The 20360-nt window shown below is 52.1% G+C and carries 23 protein-coding genes, 1 rRNA gene and 2 other annotated features; all 24 genes read right to left on the reverse strand.

Annotation, left to right across the window (positions count from 1 at the left end):
• Window positions 1-593 (reverse strand): class I SAM-dependent methyltransferase (locus GJ1_RS14835; protein WP_066234014.1); only part of this gene is annotated, 593 nt, incomplete at its 3' end.
• Window positions 594-704: 111 nt separating this feature from the next.
• Window positions 705-1073, reverse strand: a complete 369-nt coding sequence (gene rplL, locus GJ1_RS14840) for a 50S ribosomal protein L7/L12 (RefSeq protein WP_066234017.1) — start codon at window positions 1071-1073, stop codon at window positions 705-707.
• A 54-nt stretch (window positions 1074-1127) separates the two neighbouring features.
• Window positions 1128-1628, reverse strand: coding sequence for a 50S ribosomal protein L10 (gene rplJ / locus GJ1_RS14845; RefSeq protein WP_011229610.1), 501 nt, complete (start codon window positions 1626-1628; stop codon window positions 1128-1130).
• 47 nt (window positions 1629-1675) lie between these two features.
• Window positions 1676-1839 (reverse strand) — a sequence feature (ribosomal protein L10 leader region).
• Window positions 1840-1886: 47 nt separating this feature from the next.
• On the reverse strand, window positions 1887-2588 hold the full coding sequence (rplA, locus tag GJ1_RS14850) for a 50S ribosomal protein L1 (protein WP_012820483.1): 702 nt from the start codon (window positions 2586-2588) through the stop codon (window positions 1887-1889).
• A 204-nt stretch (window positions 2589-2792) separates the two neighbouring features.
• Window positions 2793-3218, reverse strand: a complete 426-nt coding sequence (gene rplK / locus GJ1_RS14855) for a 50S ribosomal protein L11 (RefSeq protein WP_066234020.1) — start codon at window positions 3216-3218, stop codon at window positions 2793-2795.
• A gap of 241 nt (window positions 3219-3459) precedes the next feature.
• The gene (nusG, locus tag GJ1_RS14860) at window positions 3460-3993 is read right to left on the reverse strand and encodes a transcription termination/antitermination protein NusG (RefSeq protein WP_066234023.1); all 534 of its coding nucleotides are present in this window, start codon (window positions 3991-3993) and stop codon (window positions 3460-3462) included.
• Between the two features lie 113 nt (window positions 3994-4106).
• Window positions 4107-4289, reverse strand: coding sequence for a preprotein translocase subunit SecE (secE, locus tag GJ1_RS14865; RefSeq protein ID WP_066234026.1), 183 nt, complete (start codon window positions 4287-4289; stop codon window positions 4107-4109).
• 40 nt (window positions 4290-4329) lie between these two features.
• Window positions 4330-4485, reverse strand: a complete 156-nt coding sequence (gene rpmG, locus GJ1_RS18025) for a 50S ribosomal protein L33 (RefSeq protein WP_373278045.1) — start codon at window positions 4483-4485, stop codon at window positions 4330-4332.
• 87 nt (window positions 4486-4572) lie between these two features.
• Complete coding sequence (gene sigH / locus GJ1_RS14870; protein WP_245629424.1) at window positions 4573-5256, reverse strand: RNA polymerase sporulation sigma factor SigH; 684 nt, start codon at window positions 5254-5256, stop codon at window positions 4573-4575.
• Between the two features lie 36 nt (window positions 5257-5292).
• Window positions 5293-5805 (reverse strand): NYN domain-containing protein, encoded by a 513-nt coding sequence (locus tag GJ1_RS14875; protein ID WP_066234029.1) that lies wholly within the window; start codon window positions 5803-5805, stop codon window positions 5293-5295.
• Between the two features lie 3 nt (window positions 5806-5808).
• Window positions 5809-6546, reverse strand: coding sequence for a 23S rRNA (guanosine(2251)-2'-O)-methyltransferase RlmB (gene rlmB / locus GJ1_RS14880; protein ID WP_066234032.1), 738 nt, complete (start codon window positions 6544-6546; stop codon window positions 5809-5811).
• Window positions 6546-6971 carry a Mini-ribonuclease 3 gene (locus GJ1_RS14885; protein ID WP_066234034.1) on the reverse strand — a complete coding sequence of 142 codons (426 nt, stop codon included), beginning with the start codon at window positions 6969-6971 and terminating at the stop codon, window positions 6546-6548. The genes rlmB and GJ1_RS14885 overlap by 1 nt, the downstream gene beginning before the upstream one ends.
• A 6-nt stretch (window positions 6972-6977) precedes the next feature.
• Window positions 6978-8378: a cysteine--tRNA ligase gene (gene cysS, locus GJ1_RS14890; protein WP_066234036.1), complete on the reverse strand. Its 1401-nt coding sequence runs from the start codon at window positions 8376-8378 to the stop codon at window positions 6978-6980.
• On the reverse strand, window positions 8356-9093 hold the full coding sequence (cysE, locus tag GJ1_RS14895) for a serine O-acetyltransferase (RefSeq protein ID WP_083510018.1): 738 nt from the start codon (window positions 9091-9093) through the stop codon (window positions 8356-8358). The genes cysS and cysE overlap by 23 nt, the downstream gene beginning before the upstream one ends.
• Window positions 9091-9326, reverse strand: a binding site (T-box leader). Its footprint overlaps the gene before it by 3 nt.
• Before the next feature lie 73 nt (window positions 9327-9399).
• Window positions 9400-10872: a glutamate--tRNA ligase gene (gene gltX / locus GJ1_RS14900; RefSeq protein WP_066234042.1), complete on the reverse strand. Its 1473-nt coding sequence runs from the start codon at window positions 10870-10872 to the stop codon at window positions 9400-9402.
• A gap of 192 nt (window positions 10873-11064) precedes the next feature.
• Window positions 11065-11541, reverse strand: coding sequence for a 2-C-methyl-D-erythritol 2,4-cyclodiphosphate synthase (ispF, locus tag GJ1_RS14905; RefSeq protein ID WP_066234045.1), 477 nt, complete (start codon window positions 11539-11541; stop codon window positions 11065-11067).
• Between the two features lie 14 nt (window positions 11542-11555).
• Window positions 11556-12242 (reverse strand): 2-C-methyl-D-erythritol 4-phosphate cytidylyltransferase, encoded by a 687-nt coding sequence (ispD, locus tag GJ1_RS14910; RefSeq protein WP_066234048.1) that lies wholly within the window; start codon window positions 12240-12242, stop codon window positions 11556-11558.
• A gap of 22 nt (window positions 12243-12264) precedes the next feature.
• Entirely contained in the window at window positions 12265-13359 is a 1095-nt protein-coding gene (locus GJ1_RS14915; protein ID WP_066234050.1) for a PIN/TRAM domain-containing protein, read from the reverse strand.
• A 353-nt stretch (window positions 13360-13712) separates the two neighbouring features.
• Window positions 13713-15086, reverse strand: a complete 1374-nt coding sequence (radA, locus tag GJ1_RS14920) for a DNA repair protein RadA (protein WP_066234054.1) — start codon at window positions 15084-15086, stop codon at window positions 13713-13715.
• 79 nt (window positions 15087-15165) lie between these two features.
• Window positions 15166-17598 (reverse strand): ATP-dependent protease ATP-binding subunit ClpC, encoded by a 2433-nt coding sequence (gene clpC / locus GJ1_RS14925; protein WP_066234056.1) that lies wholly within the window; start codon window positions 17596-17598, stop codon window positions 15166-15168.
• The gene (gene mcsB, locus GJ1_RS14930; protein WP_066234059.1) at window positions 17595-18686 is read right to left on the reverse strand and encodes a protein-arginine kinase McsB; all 1092 of its coding nucleotides are present in this window, start codon (window positions 18684-18686) and stop codon (window positions 17595-17597) included. Before mcsB ends, clpC begins: the two co-directional genes overlap by 4 nt.
• 4 nt (window positions 18687-18690) lie before the next feature.
• Complete coding sequence (gene mcsA, locus GJ1_RS14935) at window positions 18691-19239, reverse strand: protein-arginine kinase activator protein McsA (protein WP_066234064.1); 549 nt, start codon at window positions 19237-19239, stop codon at window positions 18691-18693.
• Window positions 19240-19254: 15 nt separating this feature from the next.
• Window positions 19255-19716: a transcriptional regulator CtsR gene (ctsR, locus tag GJ1_RS14940; protein WP_066234066.1), complete on the reverse strand. Its 462-nt coding sequence runs from the start codon at window positions 19714-19716 to the stop codon at window positions 19255-19257.
• A gap of 267 nt (window positions 19717-19983) precedes the next feature.
• Window positions 19984-20100: ribosomal RNA gene (gene rrf, locus GJ1_RS14945) — 5S ribosomal RNA — on the reverse strand.
• Window positions 20101-20360: the final 260 nt, after the last annotated feature.

Here is a 20360-nt window from a genome sequence, read left to right on the forward strand (position 1 = left end):
CTCGCCTTTATGATATAATATCCTTTTTTCTTTGCAACGACTTCTACAGCGGGAAAGCATTCCTTCAGCTTTTGCAAAGCGGATGGGGCGCCTTGCTTCTTTTGAATGACAACCCACAGCTCGCCGCGATCAAGCAGATGATCCCGACTTTGCTCAAAAATCGCGTAAACGACCCGTTTGCCAGCCCGGATCGGCGGGTTGGTGACCACCGCGGCAAACTGATGTTCTCTAACTTCCGAAAAAAGGTCGCTTTTGTAAATGACCGCATTGTCGATCCCGTTTGCCCGTTTGTTTTCCTGCGCCAGCTCGAGCGCCCGCTCGTTGACATCAATCATATGGACGCGCCGATTGGGAAACGATTTGGCCAAGGCAAGCCCGATCGGCCCATACCCGCAGCCGACATCTAACAAATCCCCAGCCACTCCCGGCTCCTCGAACGTTTCAATTAACAGGCGTGTGCCAAAGTCGACTTCACGCTTTGAAAACACTCCGCTGTCGGTCGTAAAGCGGAATTCATGCCCCCGCAACACGTACGTCCACGTTTGCGGGTTTCGCTCCGACGTCGGATTGACTGAGTAATAATGCTCGCTCATCATCATCCCCTCCTCCTTGTCGGCAGGCTGTACTACCTTCCGTTATATAGTGTAACAAAAAAGAGGCCGCCCCTTGCTTGGGCCAGCCTCTTTTTTTCAATGGCGCAACCATTACTTGATTTCGACTTTCGCGCCAGCTTCTTCGAGTTTCGCTTTGATTTCTTCGGCTTCTTCTTTCGCAACGCCTTCTTTGATCGGCTTCGGCGTGTTGTCGACCAAATCTTTCGCTTCTTTCAAGCCGAGGCCAGTGATTTCGCGAACGACTTTGATGACTTTGATTTTTTGCGCGCCGGCGTCGGCAAGAATGACGTCGAATTCCGTTTTTTCTGCCGCCGCTTCAGCGCCAGCTGCCGCACCACCCGCGACAACAACCGGAGCCGCAGCTGTTACGCCGAATTCTTCTTCGATCGCTTTCACCAATTCATTTAATTCCAATACCGTCATATTTTTCACTGCTTCAATGATTTGTTCTTTCGTCATCGTGACTTCCTCCTTTGTTTTCTGAATGATTGTTAAGCACATATCGATGCGCCATTATGCGCCTTGTTCCTCTTGCTTGTCAGCCACCGCTTTAATCGCAAGCGCAAAGTTGCGGATCGGGGCTTGAAGAACGCTAAGCAACATCGAAAGCAACCCTTCGCGGGACGGGAGTTTCGCCAACGCATCGATTTCTTCTTTGCTGGCGATGTTCCCTTCGATGACGCCGCCTTTGATTTCCAATGCTTCATGCGTTTTCGCAAACTCGCTTAAAATTTTGGCCGGCGCCACGACATCTTCATTGCTGAAGGCGATGGCATTTGGACCGGTGAACACTTCATCCAGTCCTTCCAAGCCGACTTCCGCGAGCGCCCGGCGGGTCAAGGTGTTTTTGTACACTTTAAACTCGACGCCTGCCTCGCGCAGCTGTTTGCGCAGCTCAGTCATTTCCGCCACGTTCAAGCCGCGGTAATCAACGATGACGGTCGCCTTGCTGGCCCGGAATTTGTCTGCGATTTCCGCGACCACTTGTTTTTTCAGTTCAATCGCGCTCGACACGTCCTGCACCTCCTGTAAAGAAAATGAGAGAATACCACTTATACCGTCTGCTCAATAAAAAACCTCCATGCCGCGTAGACATGGAGGTGTCGTTCAACGCACCGCCGCTCGTCCCCGACGCAGGGCGCGCTGTTCTATCGTCCACATACCTCGGTAGGAAATTAAGCCTCAAACAGGCACCTACTGTCTACGGTACAAATGATATTCATTTGTTCAGCCAAATGGCATTTTAACAGACGGACAAACAAAAGTCAACGGTTATTGTGCAACAGCAACCGTGGACGGGTCGACCTTGATGCCAGGGCCCATCGTCGACGTAATCGTGACGTTTTTCACGTACGTCCCTTTTGCCGCCGCTGGTTTGGCTTTCAAAATTGCTTCATAAACGGCCGCGAAGTTTTCAGCCAATTTCTCGTTGTCAAACGACACTTTGCCGATCGGAACGTGGATGTTGCCCGCTTTGTCGACGCGGTATTCCACTTTACCAGCCTTGATTTCTTGCACCGCTTTTGCTACGTCAAACGTGACTGTTCCGGTTTTCGGGTTTGGCATCAACCCTTTCGGCCCTAAAATGCGGCCGAGTTTCCCGACTTCACCCATCATGTCCGGCGTAGCAACAACGACATCAAAGTCAAACCAACCTTGCTGGATTTTGTTGATATATTCTGTATCGCCGACATAGTCAGCGCCAGCCGCTTCTGCTTCTTTCGCTTTTTCCCCTTTCGCGAACACCAACACGCGCGCCACTTTCCCTGTGCCGTGCGGCAGGACGACGGCGCCGCGAATTTGTTGGTCCGCTTTTTTCGGGTCGACGCCCAAACGGAACGCCACTTCCACCGTGGCATCGAATTTCGCGATGTTCGTTTTTTTCACGAGCTCGATTGCTTCAGCAATCGGGTATGCTTTGGAGCGGTCGACCAATTTCAATGCTTCTAAGTATTTTTTTCCTCTTTTCGGCATGTGAAAAATCCTCCTCGATTGTGGTTTTAGCGGAAAAACCTCCCACGATTGAGCGGCCTTCACTTCTTTTCGAAAGCGAAGAGGCCAGCAGACAGCCGCCCGGAGGCGGATGTCCGATCACTTGGCGGGCTCGAATGCGTTTCTGCCCATGGAGAGAGAGGTTGCAAAAACGACGCAACCTCTCCCACAAACGATGCGTTCGCTTTAGTCTTCGATGACAATGCCCATGCTGCGGGCCGTGCCTTCGATCATGCGCATGGCCGCTTCAACGCTCGCCGCGTTCAAGTCCGGCATTTTCAACTCAGCAATTTCGCGCACTTTGTCGCGTTTGATCGTCGCTACCTTATTGCGGTTCGGTTCGCCGGAGCCTGATTCAATGCCCGCCGCTTTTTTCAGCAAGACAGCGGCTGGCGGCGTTTTTGTGATAAATGTAAATGAACGGTCTTCAAAAACCGTAATTTCAACCGGAATGATCAACCCTGCTTGGTCAGCGGTACGCGCATTAAACTCTTTGCAAAACGCCATAATATTGACACCGGCTTGACCTAACGCAGGACCTACTGGCGGCGCCGGATTCGCTTTCCCTGCAGGAATTTGCAGTTTGACGATCTTGATTACTTTTTTCGCCACGAGACACACCTCCTTAAGTCCGTGATGTGGTATTAGGGATTGCCCCTCCCACTCATCCGGCTCCGGTCTAACGAGCCGTTTTCCTATCTCCCGTTTCCGTTGAGAGGATCAGCGCATAAAGCACATTTGCTCCCTTATACAGTTAAGTATAAGTTCATCGCTGGATGTCTTGTCTAAGATACAAGACATACTGACTTTAAAATAGTATCACTTTTCAATAGTGATTGCAAGTTCTTTTCCATTAGATTTTTTCTATTTGCGAAAACTCGAGCTCCATGCGCGTTTCCCGTCCGAACATATCGACAAGCAGCTTCACTTTATGTTTATCCGGGTCAATGGCTTCAATTTTTCCTGTAAAGTTCGCAAACGGGCCTTCTTTGATCCGAACCGTTTCATTTACCTCATAGTCAACATCGATTTCAGCAAGCGGCATGCCCATCCGCTTTAAAATCATTTTCACTTCTTCCTCCATGAGCGGCGTCGGTTTTGAACCAGCCCCGCTTGAGCCGACAAACCCGGTGACGCCCGGCGTGTTGCGCACAACATACCATGAGTCATCCGTCATGATCATCTCAACGAGCACATAGCCGGGGAACACTTTCTTTTTCGTTGTTTTCCGTTTTCCGTTTTTGACGTCCGTTTCCGTCTCTTCCGGAACGACGACGCGAAAAATTTTATCTTGCATCCCCATCGATTCGACGCGTTTTTCCAAATTGGCTTTCACTTTGTTTTCATATCCCGAATATGTATGGACGACATACCAGTTTTTCTCCATCAGCGAGCCTCCCCTAGGGCGGTTTTCATCTTGTTTTTTGCGCAAAACAAAAACCCGTTTCCGGGTTCCATACGCGTGCGATTATCTTTCATTATAACATATCCTTCTCCCGCTTATTCAAACACGAGGCGAATTAACTCGGAAATGCCGAGGTCCACAACGGCAAAAAAGACGGTGAAAAACGCCACCGTGGCCAACACGATCGCCGTGTAGTTCACTAACTCCTTTCGATTTGGCCAACTCACTTTTTTCAGCTCGCGTACAACTTCTCTAAAAAAATTGGTTACTCGTTGCATGACTCGTACCTCCACGATCGCTCAAAACTCTCTCCATCGCTTACTTTGTCTCGCGATGGACGGTATGTTTGCGGCATATTGGGCAAAATTTGTTGGCCGTCAGGCGCTCACCGAGGCAGCCCAATGGTTTTGTGGCCGTATAGCTTCGGCTTCTGCATTGGGCGCAAGCCAACATAACTTTTTGGCGCATCCCCATTCCACCGTTCCTGCAAGATGTCCATAAAAATTTATCATATTGATGGTTTCGCTGTCAATGACATCTTTTTGGCGCGGCAGCGAACGGCTACAAGCTGATCTCGCGGTATTCCAAATATTTCTCAAGCTTTCGCTTGACGCGCTGCAAGGCGTTGTCAATCGACTTGACATGGCGGTTCAGCTCTTCGGAAATTTCCTGGTATGAGCGTCCATCCAAATACAAAGCGAGCACTTTCCGCTCGAGGTCGCTCAACAGTTCCGCCATCTTTAGTTCAATATCGTCGACTTCCTCGCGGTTGACAATCAATTGTTCCGGGTCCGTCACCTGCGTGCCGGACAACACATCCATCAGCGTCCGGTCCGACTCGTCGTCATAAATCGGTTTGTCCAAGGAAACGTAAGAGTTGAGCGGAATATGCTTTTGGCGGGTTGCCGTTTTAATCGCGGTAATCATTTGCCTTGTGATGCAAAGCTCTGCAAACGCTTTAAATGAAGAAAGCTTGTCCCCCTTAAAATCGCGGACAGCCTTGTACAGACCGATCATCCCTTCCTGCACGATATCTTCCCGATCGGCCCCGACTAAAAAATAGGAGCGGGCTTTGGCGCGCACAAAATTTTGATATTTATGGATTAAAAAATCAAGTGCTTCCCCATCCCCTTCGTGAACGAGCGCAACAAGCTGCTCATCGTCCAGCTGATGATAATCTTTCCCTTTCGTTGCTTTCAAGCATTCCCCCACGCTGATCCCCCCGACCGCATCAATCGCTAACATGTATTATACAGGACAAATTTTTACAGCGTCAACCGCTCATTTTTCTCCTCTTCGCCATTTTTCAAAAATTTCAGCAATTTTATCATTAAGCGGAACTTTGGAGATCGGAGTGCGCTGCCGCATCGCTTTTACTTTTTGAGAAATGTCCCGCTCAACCGCCTCGACTTCATCCAATAGCTCGCGCGCCGACTTGCGCAGGGCGCCTTGGCCGAACACCGTCCATTGCTCGGTGTAATCCGATGTGGCGACATACACTTTGGTGCGCGCGTTCATCAACGTTTTCGCCAACCGTTCAATTCGCTCGTCGGCCGTCTCATGTTCCTTTGTAAAAATGACATCAACGTCGTAATGTTTATACTTTTTTTCGTTTCCTTGCACGAGGTGGGCATCGAACACGATCACGACGTGGTCTCCGGTGAATCCTTTGTAATCTGCCATTTTTTCGATCAGTAAATCCCTTGCCGCTGCCAGATCGCCCTCGTCTTTCAACCGTCGCAGCTCCGGCCATGCCCCGATGATGTTATAACCATCGACAATCAAAATGTTCATCGGCTATTCTCCCAACGGATACCGCTTCCGGTACACCTCGTACATGAGCAGGCTGGCGGCGACAGAAGCGTTAAGCGAGGTGACGTGGCCGCGCATTGGCAGTCGGAACAAGAAATCGCACTTTTCAAGCACTAGGCGGCTGATCCCTTTCCCTTCGCTGCCGACGACAAGCGCCAACGGCATCGTCCCATCGAGCGAGCGGTAATCATCTTTGGCCGACGCATCTGTACCGGCCACCCACACACCCCGCTCTTTCAGCTCATCAATCGTCCGCGCCAAGTTCGTCACGCGCGCAACCGGAACGTGCTCAATCGCCCCAGTTGACGCCTTCGCCACCGTCGGGGTCAGCCCGACCGAACGCCGCTTCGGAATGATGAGGCCGTGCGCCCCGACCGCATCGGCCGTGCGCATGATGGCCCCTAAATTATGCGGGTCCTCAAGCTCGTCCAAGATGAGAAAAAACGGCGTCTCGCCCCGCTCAGCAGCACGCGCGAACAAGTCATCGACTTCATAATAGCGATAGGCGGCTGCCTGCGCGATCACTCCTTGATGCGCTCCTTCGGCCAGTTGATCGAGCTTTCGCTTCGGGACGTACTGAACGAGCACGCCCCGCCGCTTCGCCCATTCAAGCACCGGCTCGACGGCATGGCGCTGAGATCCTTCCGCGATCCAAATTTTATTGATGTCGCGCCCGGCTTTGAGCGCTTCAATGACCGGATTTTTGCCGATAATGTAGTCCATCATTCCAACGCCCTTTCTTCCCTTTCAATAATGGCAAATGAACGGCCGATCAGCTCATCAACCCGCTTTTCATTATTGCCTAAAAAGTGATATCCGATGAGCGCTTCAAAGGCCGTGCTATGCCGGTACGTTTGTACATCCGTATTTTTCGGGATCGTGCCTGATTTGGCATTGCGGCCGCGGCGGACGATGTCCTTTTCCTCATCGGTCAGGACGCCTTCATCAAGCAAAGCTAAAATCACTTTCGCCTGCGCCCGCGCCGACACGTAACGGACCGCCCGCCGATGCAGTTCATGCGGCCGCACGCTGCCGCCGGCAAGCAAATGGCGGCGCACGTACACCTCGTACACGGCGTCGCCGATATAGGCGAGCGCCAATCCGTTTAACTGCTTGACATCGTTGACCGTTTCAAACTGCGCCATCATCCCCTGTTATCCCCGTTTCCATCTCGTTCCTTGCGGCGTGTCTTCCAAAATAATGTTTTTCGCCCTCAACTCGTCGCGAATGCGGTCGGCCAATGCAAAGTCGCGGTTTTTCCGCGCTTCATTGCGCTTTTGGATCAACGCCTCAATTTCTTCATCCAACAGCTCGTCTTGCCTCAAAGTGAGACCGAGCACGTCTGTCAGCTGTTCAAACTCACGCAAAAACGCGTGAATGACCTTCTCGGATGTCGTTTTTTCCTGCAAGTACAAGTTGGCCTGTTTTGCCAGTTCAAACAATACGGCAATGCCGTTCGCGGTGTTGAAATCGTCGTCCATTTCACGGATGAACGAGGCGCGGATGTCCGCAATGCGCGAAACCCATTCCTCGTCATTGTCCGTTAAGTTCGTGCTTGCCTGCAAGCGATGCTGCAAATTGCCGTAAGCCGTCTTCAGGCGCTCGAGCCCGCGCCGCGCGCTCTCAAGCAGCTCCTCGCTGTAGTTGATCGGATGGCGGTAATGCACCGACAGCATGAAAAACCGCAGCACTTGCGGGTCGATCTGCCGGATGATGTCGTGAACGAGCACGAAATTGCCAAGCGACTTCGACATTTTTTCGTTGTTAATATTTAAATACCCATTGTGCAGCCAATATTTCGCAAACGGTTTGCCGGTCAACGCCTCCGACTGGGCGATTTCGTTTTCATGGTGCGGGAACGTCAAGTCTTGGCCGCCCGCATGGATGTCGATCGTATCGCCCAAATATTTGCGCGCCATCGCCGAGCATTCAATATGCCAGCCCGGCCGCCCTTTCCCCCACGGGCTGTCCCAACAAATCTCTCCTTCTTTTGCTGCTTTCCAAAGGGCGAAATCGAGCGGATCGTCTTTCTTCTCCCCAATTTCGATGCGCGCCCCTGCTTGCAGCTCATCGATCGATTGGTGAGACAGCTTGCCGTAGCCGGGAAACTTGCGCGTCCGGTAGTACACGTCGCCGTCGACTTCGTACGCATATCCTTTGTCAATGAGCGCCTGAATGAATTCGATAATCGTATCGATGTTTTCGGTCACCCGCGGATGGACGTCCGCTTTTTTGCAGCCAAGCGCCTGAATGTCTTCAAAATACGCCTCAATAAACCGCTCGGCGATCGCCGGCACGCTCTCGCCGAGCTCGCGGGCCGCTTTGATCAACTTGTCATCGACGTCGGTAAAGTTCGATACATACGTCACATCATAGCCGCGAAACTCCAAATAGCGGCGGATCGTGTCAAAAACGATGGCGGCCCGGGCGTTGCCGATATGAATATAGTTGTAGACCGTCGGACCGCACACATACATTTTCACTTTGTTCGGCTCCAGCGGCTCAAACGGTTCCTTTTTTCGCGTCAGCGTATTATAAAGCCGGATGCTGCTCATACTCGTTCTTCCTTTCTTGTTGTTTCAATGTCTCAAGCTCGCTTTTCAGCCGAGCAATTTCCTCTTCAAGCTCCCGGAACCGGTCGGCGATCGGGTCGGGCAGGTCGGTATGGTTTAAATCTTTCTTCACTTTCACCCCGTCGCGCACAACGACGCGGCCCGGAATGCCGACAACGGTCGAGTTGGGCGGCACGTCTTTGAGCACGACCGACCCAGCGCCGATTTTCGAGTTTTCCCCGATCGTAATTGAACCAAGCACTTTCGCGCCGGCGGCGATCAAACAGTTGTCTTTGATCGTCGGATGCCGCTTTCCTTTTTCTTTCCCTGTCCCGCCTAATGTAACCCCTTGATAGACGGTGACGTTGTCGCCGATTTCGCACGTCTCGCCGATCACCACGCCCATACCGTGGTCGATGAAAAAGCGGCGGCCGATTTTGGCGCCCGGATGGATTTCAATGCCAGTGAAAAAGCGGCTGATTTGCGAAATCAAACGGGCAAGAAAGTAAAATTTCCGCTTGTAAAGCGCATGGGCGATCCGATGCGCCCAAATGGCATGCAGGCCGGAATACGTTAAAATGACTTCCAAATAGCTTCTCGCCGCCGGGTCTTGCTCAAAAATGACTTCAATATCCTCTTTTAATGTTTTAAACATGATGTCCTCCCTCCATCCCTCTAGGTTGTCTTGAATAAAAAAGCGTCCCTGTGCCGAAGACACAGAGACGCTTTTGGCGCGGTTCCACTCTGTTTAGCGAAACGGGGCGCCGTTTCGCTCACTCAATTCCGATAACGGAGATGCTCCGCTCCCCTCTACTGCAGAACGTCTCTGTTCCGGTTCGAAAGGAGGCTCCGAGGCGCACTTCAGACAGCACCGAACATAAGCCGCTCCCAGCCAAGGCGGCTCTCTCTGGGATGCCGATGCTTCCTACTTCTCCTCGTCAACGCTTTTTCCTTATGCGCTTGTTCCATCGAAAACTTTGTATTATTATACCACATCCATCGCGCAAACGTGCATAGAGGCCGCTTAAAATTTTTCTTGCAACGCCCGCTCCAGCCGTTCGATCACTTTTTCCTTGCCGAGCAGCTGGATGGCAAACGGCAGCTCCGGCCCGTGCGTTTGCCCGGTCACCGCCGCACGGATCGGCATAAACAGCTTTTTCCCTTTTTGGCCGGTCGCCTTTTGCACCGCCTTAATGGCCGCTTTGATCTCGTCTGCCGTAAACGGCTCGAGCCCGCGGACGCTCTCCAAGAAAGTGGAAAGCACAGCCGGCACTTGCTCTTCAGCAAGCACTTGGCGCGCCTCATCCTCATACTCGACGTCTTCCTTAAAGAACAGCTCAGACAGCGGAACGATTTCCGCCCCGTAGCTCATTTGCTCTTGATACAAGGCGATCAAATCGCGCGCCCATTGCCGCTGTTCGTCGCTCATGTTTTCTGGCAGGCGCCCGGCTTTCACTAAATGTGGCAGCGCCAAATCGACGAGCCGGTCCAAGTCCAGCTTTTTTATATATTGATTGTTCATCCATGTCAGCTTTTTCGTATCAAACATTGACGGCGACTTCGAGAGCCGCGAAACATCGAATATGCGGATGAGTTCATCCTTCGAAAAAATTTCTTCTTCCCCTTCCGGCGACCAGCCGAGCAAGGCGAAAAAGTTGAACATTGCTTCCGGCAAATAGCCGAGCTCTTTGTATTGCGACACAAATTGAATGATCGACTCGTCGCGCTTGGACAGCTTTTTCCGCTGCTCGTTGACAATCAATGTCAAATGGGCGAACTGCGGCGGCTCCCAGCCGAAATATTCGTATACCATCAGCTGCTTCGGCGTATTGGACAAGTGTTCCTCACCGCGGAACACATGGCTGATCTCCATTAAATGGTCGTCAATAACGACAGCAAAATTGTATGTCGGAATGCCATTCGCCTTCACAATCACCCAATCGCCGCCGACATCTTTCGATTCAAACGTCACTTTGCCGCGCACTAAATCATAAAATTCATACGTTTTCCCTTCCGGCACTTTTAGGCGGATCGTATACGGCTTTCCTTGCGCCTCAAGCTCCGCGACTTGCTCCGGCGTCAAGCGGCGGCATTTGCCGCTGTACTGCGGAGCTGCGATGCCGGCCGCCCGCTGCGCCTCCCGCTCGCGCTCAAGCTCTTCCGGCGTGCAAAAACATTTGTACGCATGCCCTTGTTCAAGCAATTCATTCACATATTTCCGGTAAATATCGAGCCGCTCCGTTTGTCGGTACGGCCCGTAGCCGCCATCTTTATCAATCGATTCGTCATAATCGATGCCGAGCCATTTTAAGTTTTCAAGCTGCGACTTTTCGCCGCCTTCGACGTTCCGTTCAATATCCGTATCTTCAATGCGGACGATCATCTTTCCGCCGTGATGACGGGCAAACAAATAGTTAAACAGCGCTGTCCGCGCCCCGCCGATATGCAAATGGCCGGTTGGGCTCGGCGCATAGCGTACGCGCACCTCTTTTGCCATCGTCCAAACCCTCCACTTCCATCAAAACTTGTGCTATTATTGTACCGTTTATCGCGGCAAAGTTCAAAACAGACGGCTCTCGCCTTGGCGGCGTTGGACCGTCCGCCGCACTCTTTTGGCCAAGGCGGCGAAACAAAGCTTATGGTATAAGGAACGAGGCGTCGCGAATAACGTTGCCAAGGCGTTGCGCCGCTAACTTTTTTGCAACAGCACAACCGCCATGGCAGCGATGCCTTCCCCCCGCCCGGTGAATCCGAGCCTCTCCGTTGTCGTCGCCTTCACATTGACTTGCGAACGATCGGCTTCCAACAGTCGAGCGATCACCGCCCTCATTTCTTCAATATACGGCGCCATCTTCGGCTTTTGTGCGATGATCGTGCAGTCGGCGTTCACTAGCGCATACCCTTCCTGCCGGGCGAGCGCCCATACGTGCGCCAACAGCTCAGCCGAGTCGGCATCTTTAAAGCGCGGATCTGTATCCGGAAAATGCCGGCCGATATCGCCGGCGCCGATCGCTCCTAGGCACGCGTCCGCCACCGCATGAAGCAGCACGTCGGCATCTGAGTGGCCGAGCAATCCTTTTTCATAAGGAATGGTGACGCCGCCAATGATCAGCGGACGCCCTTCAACGAACTGATGGACGTCAAACCCTTGTCCAATGCGAAACATCTCTTCACCCCCATCTATTCCGCGATGCGGCTCGCTAAAATCGCCTCAGCAAACAAAAGGTCCTCCGGCGTCGTCAACTTAATGTTGCGATAATCCCCTTCAATGATCTTCACTGGCTTGCCGATTCGCTCCACAAGACTGGCGTCGTCCGTTCCGAGATAGCCAGCCTGTTTCGCCGCTTCGTGCGCTTCCATGATCAAAGACAGACGAAAAGCTTGTGGCGTCTGCACCGCCCACAAGCTGGAACGATCAATCGTCTGTTCGACAAACAAACCGTCCACTTTTTTGATCGTATCTTTCACCCGCACCGCCGGAATCGCCGCCCCGTACTGAATGGCAGCGTCCGCCAGCTCGTGCAAATGACGGACGCGGACAAACGGGCGGGCGCCGTCATGGATGAGGACAATCTCCTCTCCCTCGAGCGCCTGCAGTCCGTTATAGACGCTATGTTGCCGCTCCTCGCCGCCGTCGGCAAACGCGGCGACTTTTCGAATGTGGAAGCGGTCGAGCAGCAGCTCAAACCGGCTTCGCTCGGCCGGGTTGACGACGAGCACGATGCGAGCGCACCGCTCATCGCGGTCAAACACTTTCAGCGTCCGAACGATCAGCGGCTCGCCGCCAAGTTCAAGAAATTGCTTGTTCATGCCCGCGTTCATCCGCTTTCCTTGCCCGGCCGCCAAGACAATCGCTTCGTAATTCATTGGCCGTTTCCCCTATTTCGTTTTACAACGCTTTTTGCAACAGTTTCAATTTGGCAAAAATCATTCTCCCTGCAGATGTTTGTAACACGCTGGTGACTAACACGTCAACCCGTTTGCCGATATATTCTTTTCCGTCTTCGACGACGATCATCGTCCCATCGTCCAAATAGGCGACGCCTTGGTTATGCTCCTTCCCATCTTTAATGACGTGCACGTTCAGCTCCTCGCCGGGCAGCACGACCGGTTTGACGGCATTCGCCAAATCGTTGATATTCAAAACACGCACGTTTTGCAGCTCACATACTTTGTTTAAATTGAAATCGTTCGTCACGACAACGCCTTGCAGCTGCTTCGCCAGCTTGACAAGTTTGCTGTCGACTTCCTGGACATCGCTGAAATCCGCTTCATGGATTTCCACTTTCATCGCCATTTCTTTTTGGATGCGGTTTAAAATATCCAAGCCGCGGCGGCCGCGGTTCCGCTTCAGCACATCGGACGAATCAGCGATATGCTGCAATTCTTCAAGCACAAACCGCGGAATGACAAGCGGACCTTCCAGAAACCCAGTTTGGCAAATATCCGCAATGCGTCCGTCGATGATGACACTTGTGTCCAAAATTTTTACCGCCCCACCTTTAGGCGGCTCGCTCTCGGCTTCCCCGCCTTTTTTCTTCGCCATGCGGTTGGACAAAGAAAATAAGTTCATCAACTCATTCCGTTTCTTTAAGCCGACGCGAAACCCTAAATAGCCAAGCAACACCGTCAAAAAAATCGGCAACACCGTATTCAACACTTGAATGTGAAACGACTGCAACGGCATGACAACGAAAAACGCGATAATAAGACCGAAAATCAGCCCGAGACTGCCAAACAGCACGTCGGCGGCCGGCGCCTTCACCAGCGTTTCCTCCATCCAGCGAACCATATCGACGACATAATCGACAAGCCAAAACGTCAACAAAAAGAAAACAACTGCCCCCAGCACCGCCAGCGTATAGGAATTATTAAGAAGCGGCATGCCGCTTACCTTCATCAACTTGAGCAAATCAGGCAAGAACATGGCGCCTAACGTTCCGCCCACGGCCAAGAAAAATAATTGCACAATGCGTTTAACCATCAGCCTATCTTCACCTCCCTATTTAACATTATAAACAGTTTCCAATGTTTGAAACCAATTGGAAGTCAATTTTTAACCGTTTTTGAACATTCGACATCTGCTTGTAACAATGGGCGGAACACATTGGCCAAACGTCGGATTAGTTTAGGAGCTTTTATTATTTTTTACGTACATCAGAGCAAATCGGATTTTTTTAGGGGCCTCTACTTATTTTTTACGTACATCAAAGCAAAAGGGTTCAATTTTTTCGGTTGTCTATGACCCTGCTTGAGCGCTTAAAAAACGAGGAGGCGATTGGACTTTCACTCATACCTTTGGACGCAAAGAAATGGGCCGCGCAGATGGGGGAGCGTTTAACACATTGTATGCTCAAGCGCCTCGGCCACATGCGAAACGCCGATCACGTGAACGCCTTTTGGCGGCTGCCAGCCGGTTAAATTGTTTTTTGGCACAATAATGCGGGAAAAGCCTAATTTTACCGCCTCTTGCACGCGCTGTTCGATGCGGGAGACGCGGCGCACCTCCCCGGTCAAGCCGACTTCGCCAATAATGACGTCCGCCGGATTCGTCGGCCGATCGCGGAAACTTGAGGCGATGCTGACGGCGACCGCCAAATCAATCGCCGGCTCATCAAGCTTCACTCCACCCGCTACTTTCAAGTAAGCATCTTGGTTTTGCAGCAGCAGCCCGACCCGCTTTTCGAGCACAGCCATCAAAAGCGACACACGGTGATGATCAAGGCCCGTCGCCATCCGTCTCGGGTTGCCGAAGCTTGTCGGCGAGACGAGCGCCTGGATTTCCACGAGCACCGGCCGCGTTCCTTCCATCGCCGCCACCACCGTCGAGCCGGCCGCCCCGCGCGACCGCTCTTCCAAAAACACTTCCGATGGATTTTCCACTTCCTTTAGCCCGATGTCGCGCATTTCAAAAATGCCAATTTCATTCGTTGAACCAAAACGGTTTTTCACCGCCCGCAAAATGCGGTACGTATGATGCCGCTCTCCTTCAAAATATAGAACGGTGTCCACCATATGCTCGAGCAAGCGCGGCCCGGCGATCGCCCCTTCCTTCGTCACATGGCCGACGATAAAAATGGCAATGCCTTTCGTTTTCGCCAGTTTCATCAGCTCGGCCGTGCATTCGCGCACTTGGGCGACGCTGCCCGGCGCGGAGGTGATATCGGTGCGGTACACTGTCTGGATCGAATCAATGATCACACAAGCGGGCTGAATCGTTTCAATTGCTGTTACAATATATTCCAAATCCGCTTCCGCCAACACGTATAGCTGATCACACTCCGCGCGGAGACGCCCGGCGCGCAACTTCACTTGCTTCACCGACTCCTCGCCGGAAACATACAGCACTTTATGCCCGGCGGCGGCGAGCTGCGCTGATGTTTGCAAAAGCAGCGTCGATTTGCCAATGCCAGGGTCACCGCCAATCAAAACGAGCGAACCTTTGACAATTCCGCCACCCAACACGCGGTTGAGCTCCGCGCTGTTCGTTGCGATGCGCGGCTCTTGCGCCGCCTCCACCGCCGTAATCGGGACCGGTTTGGCCGGGCCCGCCGGCTCCGAATGAAGAAACACACCGCGCACAGTTGGTTTCGCCTGCTCGATTTCCTCAACAAACGAATTCCATGTCTGACATCCCGGACAGCGTCCAAGCCATTTGGCCGACTCATATCCACATTCTTGGCAAACGAATTTCGTTTTCTTCTTCACCATCGATCCTTAACCCTTTCTGTAACATTTTCCAACGAAAAAAAAGGCATGGGCAGGAAGCTGCCGCATACCTTTTCTTTCCTCACACGACCGCCTGTTTCGACAATACGACAAACTCCCCGTCTTTGACGTCGACGATCACTTTTTGCCCTTTGGCGATCGTACCTTTTAACAATTCTTCGGACAAACGGTCTTCGATATGTTTTTGCAAGGCGCGGCGCAACGGGCGGGCACCGTATTCCGGATCAAACCCTTCGGCGGCGATTTTCTCAATGGCGGCCTCCGTCAATTCAAGATCAATGTCTTGCTCCTTCAGCCGCTTCACGAGCGTGTCGGCCATCAGCCGGACGATTTGTTTCAGATGGTCTTTTTCGAGCGAATGGAAGACGATGATTTCGTCGATCCGGTTTAAAAACTCTGGACGGAACGCCTTTTTCAGCTCATCCATCACTTTGCTTTTCATATCATTGTATTGCTGGTTCCCGTCTTGGATGTTGAAGCCAACGTACTTGTTCCGTTTCAGCGCATCGGCGCCGACGTTGGACGTCATGATGATAATCGTGTTGCGGAAGTCAACCGTCCGCCCTTTCGAATCAGTCAGCCGCCCGTCTTCCAACACTTGCAGCAAAATATTGAACACGTCCGGATGCGCTTTTTCCATCTCATCCAACAGGACAACCGAATACGGCTTGCGGCGCACTTTTTCCGTCAGCTGGCCGCCTTCTTCATAGCCGACATACCCCGGCGGCGATCCGATGAGCCGTGAAGTCGAATGTTTTTCCATGTATTCAGACATATCGATACGAATCAGCGCATCCTCATCGCCAAACATCGCTTCTGCCAAGGCGCGGGCTAACTCCGTTTTCCCAACGCCGGTTGGACCGAGAAAAATGAACGAACCGATCGGGCGTTTCGGGTCTTTTAGTCCAGCGCGGGCTCGGCGCACCGCTTTGGCGACAGCTTTGACCGCCTCGTCTTGGCCGACGACGCGCGAATGCAAAATTTCCTCCAGTTTCAGCAGCCGCTCCGTTTCCGTCTCAGCGAGCTTCGACACCGGAATGCCGGTCCAGCTCGAGACGACCGCAGCGATGTCTTCGACGGTCACTTCCAAATTTTCTTGGCCTTGTTTTTCTTTCCACGCCCGTTTCGTTTCTTCGAGTTCTTCACGCAGCCGCTGCTCCATATCGCGCAACGACGCCGCTTTTTCAAACTCTTGGCTTTGCACAGCCGCGTCTTTTTCTTTCCGCACTTCCTCAAGCTTTTGTTCAAGTTCTTTCAATTTCGGCGGCGCAGTGAACGAGCGAAGGCGCACTTTCGAGCAAGCCTCGTCGATCAAATCGATCGCCTTATCCGGCAAGAAACGGTCGGTGATGTAACGGTCGGACAGCTTGACGGCTTGCACGATCGCCTCGTCGGAGATTGAAACGCGGTGATGCGCCTCATACCGGTCGCGCAACCCTTTCAAAATTTGGATCGACTCTTCCACTGTCGGTTCATCAACGTAAATCGGTTGGAAGCGGCGTTCAAGCGCGGCGTCTTTTTCAATATATTTCCGGTATTCATCGAGTGTTGTCGCTCCGATGCATTGAAGCTCCCCACGGGCCAACGCCGGTTTCAAAATGTTCGACGCATCGATGGCTCCTTCCGCCCCGCCGGCGCCAATTAACGTATGCAGCTCATCGATGAACAAGATGATGTTGCCTGCCTGGCGAATTTCATCCATCACTTTTTTCAGTCGGTCTTCAAATTCCCCCCGGTATTTCGTTCCGGCGACGACCGTCCCCATATCGAGCGTCATCACCCGCTTGTCGCGCAGCGTTTCCGGCACTTCGTTATTCACGATTTGTTGGGCCAACCCTTCGGCAATGGCCGTTTTCCCAACACCCGGTTCGCCGATCAACACCGGATTGTTTTTCGTCCGCCGGCTTAACACTTCAATGACACGCTGAATTTCTTTGCTGCGGCCGATGACCGGGTCAAGCCGCCCTTCACGGGCAATCGCTGTCAAGTCGCGGGCGAGGCTGTCAAGCGTCGGCGTGCTCACATGCGAGGCGCCGCCGCCATGACCTGACATCGACTCATTGCTGCCGAGCAGCTGCAACACTTGTTGGCGCGCTTTGTTCAAGCTTACCCCTAGGTTGTTCAGCACGCGGGCGGCCACCCCTTCGCCCTCGCGGATCAACCCAAGCAAAATATGTTCCGTGCCGACGTATGAATGGCCGAGCTTCCGCGCTTCGTCCATCGACAGCTCAATCACTTTTTTCGCCCGCGGCGTATAGTGGATCGTATGCGACACTTCACTGCCGCGGCCAATGAGCGATTCGACTTCTTTTTGAATTTTATCCGGTCCAAGCCCGAGTGCCATAAGCGCTTTGGCGGCAATTCCTTCGCCCTCACGAATCAATCCAAGCAAAATATGTTCTGTACCAATATTGTTATGGCCGAGGCGAATGGCTTCTTCCTGCGCCAACGCCAGCACTTTTTGCGCCCGTTCCGTAAATCTGCCAAACATCATCGTTCATCACCCTCCATCTTTCTTCGATCCTCCATCTTTAAACGCTCCCGGATCAGCGCCGCACGGCGGACGTCCCGTTCTTCAGGGCGAAGCGCCCCGCCGGCATATTGCTGCAAAAATCCCGGCTGCGTCAAAATCATCAGCTCATTTAAAATGTTGCGCGAGATGTTTTTGATATATCCTAAATCAATCCCTAAACGAACATCAGACAGACATTGCGCCGCTTCTTTCGATTCAATGACGCGGCAGTTGGCCAATATGCCGTATGAACGGAACACCTTGTCTTCTAATTGTATGCCTAAAGTTTTCACTAATGCCTGACGAGCTGCTCTTTCTTGGGCAATCAGCTGCTGGACGATCGTATGCAAATCAGCGACAATGTCTTCCTCTGATTTCCCAAGCGTGATCTGGTTGGAAATTTGGAAGATATTCCCCAACGCTTCGCTCCCTTCACCGTATGTTCCGCGGACAACGAGCCCCAACTGATTGATGGCAGGAATGATGCGGTTGATTTGCTGAGTCATGACAAGCGCTGGGAGATGCATCATCACCGAAGCGCGCAATCCTGTCCCGACATTGGTCGGACAGCTCGTTAAATAGCCTAGCCGCTCGTCAAAGGCATAGTTGACATACCCTTCAATCCAATCGTCCAATTCGCTCGCCGCCTCGAGCGCCTCAGCGAGCTGCAGCCCTGGAAATAGGCATTGGATGCGGATATGATCTTCCTCGTTGATCATGATGCTGATCTCTTCATTTTCCGAAAGCAGGCAGGCCCCAAACGGCGAATCCTCAGCCAAATGCGGGCTGATTAAATGCTTTTCGACCAACACCCGCTTTTCGATCGGCTGAAGCTCCGACATTTTCAGCAACTCAAAGCGGCCCGCTCCTCCGTAGGAGCGGTGGGCGAACGTCCGTTCAAACAAGGCGACAATTTGTTTCGCCTCTTCACTGCTAAACAGCGTCGGGAAGCGGAAATCGACGATGTTGCGCGCCAGTCGGATGCGGCTGCTTAAGACGATGTCTGAGTCTGGCCCTTCTTGACTCATCCAAGCGCTGACTGCCGTATTGAAAAACTTCTCGAACGACATGCCGCTACATATCCCCCTCTCCGCGTCGACGAAGTTCATCCTCCAATGAGCGGATTTGGTCGCGCACCTCGGCCGCCCGCTCAAATTCCTCCCGAGCGACGAGCTCCTGAAGTTTTTGTTTCAACGTAGCAAGCTGCTTGCGCAAATGGAGAACACCGCCTTTTCGCTTTGGAATTTTTCCCGAATGGGCGGTATTTCCGCTATGGAGCCGTTTTAAAATCGGAGGCAAGTAGCGGGCAAACGTTCGGTAGCAGTTGACGCAGCCAAACCGCCCGATTTGTGTGAATTGATGATATGTCATTTGGCACGTCTCGCATTGGAGCACATCCGGGTTCGGAAACGCGTTCGCCGTCATCTCTTTCATCGGCGCTTGAAAATTGAGAAGCCCCGCCAACAAGTTGTTGAGTGAAAAATCATCATTGCCGTAGAACGTAAACATATGGCCATGCTCTTTGGCGCATTGTTCGCAAAGATGGAATTCCGTTTTTTCTCCATTGACGATTTTCGTAAAATGCATTGTAGCCGGCCGTTGCTTGCATTCTTGGCAAATCAATGCCTCCCCCTCCCCCTACTTGTATTTCAGCGACGTCAACATCGCTTTTAACATGCGAGCCCTCAGTTCATCCCGCTCAGGCAAATCGATATATAAAACGGAACGATCCATGACGCTTAACATAATTTTCGCTTCTCGCTCTGAAATCACCTTTTCTTCAACGAGACGTTTTACCACATCTTCAGCATTCGATTGGCTGATACGATGGCCAACAAGCTCGAGCAGCTGGTCAATCAGCTGCGCTTCGCTTTTCGTCTTCACTTTCATAATGCGGATATACCCGCCGCCACCGCGCTTGCTTTCAACAATATAACCTCTTTCAAGCGTAAACCTTGTATTAATGACATAGTTGATTTGCGACGGAACGCATTGGAATTTATTAGCAATCTCACTCCGTTTAATTTCAACAATATCTTGGTCGCTCATATTGAGCACTTGCTTTAAATATTGCTCAATGATGTCGGAAATGTTTGGCACTCTACCTCCCACCTTCCTGACAACCAAGCTGCTTGCAATGAAGCCGTCCGCTGACAAGGACGGTCCATCGCCTCTCCGTTGACTTTGACTATATTTGACCTTACTTTATACTATATAATGTATTACGAAAAATTTCAAGAGTGACCGAAGAAGGGAAACTAACTATAGAATATCCGTTTTTTTGGGCAATGAAACGTCAAACAACCGAACAAACGAAAAAGCACGCCTTTTCTCCTAAATGGAAAGAAAAGACGTGCTTTCCGTTTTGCCTAGCAGCGACCTACTCTTGCAGGGGCGCTGGCCCCAACTACCATCGGCGCTGGAGGGCTTAACTTCCGTGTTCGGGATGGGAACGGGTGTTTCCCCTCCGCTATCACCACTAGGCAACATGGACAAGTTTTATTATAAGGAAAGTTGGGTTGTTGTCAAGATTTTTTCATTCCCTCAAAACTAGATAACCGTGCTCAGGAAGAAGCCGCGAGCCTGCGCTTTTCTTTGTCTAGTTCCAGCGCCTAGCTCTCTTCTGCCAAATAACCTTCCCCCTCGGGGTGCAAGCACCCCTGCGGGTGAAGAACATTTGGCTTCGAGAGCTAATCTCGGCGCTTCCACTTTTCGCACTGTCCAGCTGCGGCTCGCCGCCGCTC

This window comes from Geobacillus jurassicus NBRC 107829, assembly GCF_001544315.1.
Taxonomy (GTDB): Bacteria; Bacillota; Bacilli; order Bacillales; family Anoxybacillaceae; genus Geobacillus; species Geobacillus jurassicus.

Excerpts from the sequence above, each read along its gene's own strand:
- rplL (WP_066234017.1), bottom strand. The coding sequence starts at position 1,073 with ATGACGAAAGAACAAATCATTGAAGCAGTGAAAAATATGACGGTATTG.
- rplA (WP_012820483.1), bottom strand. The coding sequence starts at position 2,588 with ATGCCGAAAAGAGGAAAAAAATACTTAGAAGCATTGAAATTGGTCGAC.
- nusG (WP_066234023.1), bottom strand. The coding sequence starts at position 3,993 with ATGGAGAAAAACTGGTATGTCGTCCATACATATTCGGGATATGAAAAC.
- secE (WP_066234026.1), bottom strand. The coding sequence starts at position 4,289 with ATGCAACGAGTAACCAATTTTTTTAGAGAAGTTGTACGCGAGCTGAAA.
- rpmG (WP_373278045.1), bottom strand. The coding sequence starts at position 4,485 with ATGGGGATGCGCCAAAAAGTTATGTTGGCTTGCGCCCAATGCAGAAGC.
- sigH (WP_245629424.1), bottom strand. The coding sequence starts at position 5,256 with ATGTTAGCGATTGATGCGGTCGGGGGGATCAGCGTGGGGGAATGCTTG.
- GJ1_RS14875 (WP_066234029.1), bottom strand. The coding sequence starts at position 5,805 with ATGAACATTTTGATTGTCGATGGTTATAACATCATCGGGGCATGGCCG.
- rlmB (WP_066234032.1), bottom strand. The coding sequence starts at position 6,546 with ATGGACTACATTATCGGCAAAAATCCGGTCATTGAAGCGCTCAAAGCC.
- GJ1_RS14885 (WP_066234034.1), bottom strand. The coding sequence starts at position 6,971 with ATGATGGCGCAGTTTGAAACGGTCAACGATGTCAAGCAGTTAAACGGA.
- cysS (WP_066234036.1), bottom strand. The coding sequence starts at position 8,378 with ATGAGCAGCATCCGGCTTTATAATACGCTGACGCGAAAAAAGGAACCG.
- gltX (WP_066234042.1), bottom strand. The coding sequence starts at position 10,872 with ATGGCAAAAGAGGTGCGCGTACGCTATGCGCCGAGCCCAACCGGCCAT.
- ispF (WP_066234045.1), bottom strand. The coding sequence starts at position 11,541 with ATGTTTCGCATTGGACAAGGGTTTGACGTCCATCAGTTCGTTGAAGGG.
- ispD (WP_066234048.1), bottom strand. The coding sequence starts at position 12,242 with ATGAATTACGAAGCGATTGTCTTGGCGGCCGGGCAAGGAAAGCGGATG.
- GJ1_RS14915 (WP_066234050.1), bottom strand. The coding sequence starts at position 13,359 with ATGGTTAAACGCATTGTGCAATTATTTTTCTTGGCCGTGGGCGGAACG.
- radA (WP_066234054.1), bottom strand. The coding sequence starts at position 15,086 with ATGGTGAAGAAGAAAACGAAATTCGTTTGCCAAGAATGTGGATATGAG.
- clpC (WP_066234056.1), bottom strand. The coding sequence starts at position 17,598 with ATGATGTTTGGCAGATTTACGGAACGGGCGCAAAAAGTGCTGGCGTTG.
- mcsB (WP_066234059.1), bottom strand. The coding sequence starts at position 18,686 with ATGTCGTTCGAGAAGTTTTTCAATACGGCAGTCAGCGCTTGGATGAGT.